This window comes from Streptomyces sp. NPDC005794 (genome assembly GCF_042871445.1).
In the GTDB taxonomy this organism is placed as follows: domain Bacteria; phylum Actinomycetota; class Actinomycetes; order Streptomycetales; family Streptomycetaceae; genus Streptomyces.
On sequence record NZ_JBIAIN010000060.1, the window covers coordinates 1 to 1,755 of the forward strand.

At 66.2% G+C, this 1,755-nt stretch carries 1 protein-coding gene and 1 pseudogene; one reads left to right on the forward strand and one right to left on the reverse strand.

Annotation, left to right across the window (positions count from 1 at the left end):
- Positions 1-54: 54 nt before the first annotated feature.
- A complete protein-coding gene (locus ACFYQ5_RS36075; RefSeq protein ID WP_389203851.1) occupies positions 55-717 on the forward strand; it encodes a response regulator in 663 nt (220 codons plus the stop codon).
- Positions 718-812: 95 nt separating this feature from the next.
- On the opposite strand, the pseudogene ACFYQ5_RS36080 reads toward ACFYQ5_RS36075, so the two are convergent.
- Positions 813-1,438, reverse strand: a pseudogene (locus ACFYQ5_RS36080) (transposase); the annotation flags it as partial.
- Between the last annotated feature and the right edge of the window lie 317 nt (positions 1,439-1,755).

A 1,755-nucleotide genomic window follows, 5' to 3' on the forward strand; every position in this document is an offset into this window, starting at 1 on the left:
ACTTCATCGAATCCGTACTGCCGGTGGAAGCGCCCGGTGGATAGACTGTCGAGCATGGGTCATGAAGTCGTAAAAGTGTTGGTGGTAGATGACGAACCCATGGTCTGCGCACACTTGAGAACGATTCTCGGTTCGGCCGAGGACATCGACGTCGTCGACGCGGCCCATGACGGAGCCGCCGCGGTGGAGGCCGTGATGCGGCATCGGCCCGATCTCGTCCTCATGGATCTGCGGATGCCAGGAGTGGATGGCCTCACGGCGATCGAATGCATCATGAAGCTGGACCAGCCGCCGAAAGTCGTGGCGCTCACCACGTTCGACGCGGACCAGTATGTGATGCGGGCCCTGCGCAGCGGGGCCAGTGGATTTCTGGTGAAATCGACACCCCCCGAGGACCTCATCGGCCTCGTGCGTGTGGCCGCCGACGGCCACACCGTTCTCTCGCCCGTGGCCATGCGCCGCATCATGGCCGCCTCCTCCGACGAGGACGCGGCGCGCGGACGGGCCAAGGCGTTGGTCGGCAAACTCACCGAGCGTGAGACCGACGTCCTCACCTGCCTCGGCGAGGGCCTGTCGAACGCCCAGATCGCCACGAAGCTGTTCCTGAGTGAGGCGACGGTCAAGGGCTACGTCTCCCGCATGCTCGTGAAGCTGGAATGCACCAACAGAACCCAGGCCGGACTGCTGGCCTACGACGCGGGCCTCGTCACCCGCTGACCGCTCCGGTACCTCCCCCTACGCCGAGTACCCCCCACAGAGAGAGAAAGCCCCCCACGGAGAAAGCCGCCCCACATACACCTGGCCTCGATCGTTCATGAGTCCTCGTCGGTTCGCCGACGGGGGCTCTGCTCTTGCTGGAACGACGGTTTCCCGGTGGTGTGGCAGGTTTGAGTGAGGACGCCGGCCCAGGGCCGGCGGGGGGAGCCGGTGTTCACGAGTTGGGCGGCAGTGGTGAACAGTCGGAGCCGGAGCCGTTTGGGTTCCCAGCGGCGGGTATCACCGGTGAGGGCGAGCATCGGCATCGAGGCGAGCAGGCCGAGGGCGAGGGAGACGATCTCGAGCCAGACCTGGTTCTGAGCAGCAAGCCGACCGCGAGCTCCTCGGCCCCGGTGCGGCCCTGGTCCGGCCGTGGTCGACGAACGCGACGAGCGGATGATGACCGAAGGTCTTCTTCCAGCTCGCGGTGGCGTCCTGTTCCTCGGAGTGCGTCAGGACCAGCACTCCATCGATGTCCACGATCACCTGACCGTCGGTTGGCCGGACCGACAACCGCGGCCAACCTCCGGGCACAGAGGCGTACTTCTGCTCGAGCCGAGTAGATGGCGGTCAGAGCTTTCGGTCCTGCGGCCAGGGCGTCGATGAGGCGGGAGGCTGTCGGATCGGAGGCCGCCGGGCCGAACACGGCCGGTTCGGCCGGAAGTACGGCGACATCGGCCAGACGGACACGACTCGATACTCTTCTTCACCTCGAGGGCACCTGGAGGGCACTTCTCTTTCCTCGCCAGGTGCAGGACCCTCAGCAAGTCTCATCGTTGCCGGTCAGGGGCGTCTTCCGCTCTCCCGGCCACCAACCGGACCCCACTCGTGACGAAGCTCAGGACTCCGGCCTTCGCAGTGCGGTCGAGGTCTCACGAGCGGCCCGCGCACCTCACTCCTCGAAGATCCGGTCCCCGATCGGCTCCGAAGGCGCGCCGTCCGCGCGGATCCACGTCACCGTCGTCGGAACGTACGTGGGTAGCACCGAGATGACGTGAA

What these genes read in the sequence shown, in the direction of transcription:
- ACFYQ5_RS36075 (WP_389203851.1), top strand. Translation starts at nt 55, where the DNA reads ATGGGTCATGAAGTCGTAAAAGTGTTGGTGGTAGATGACGAACCCATG.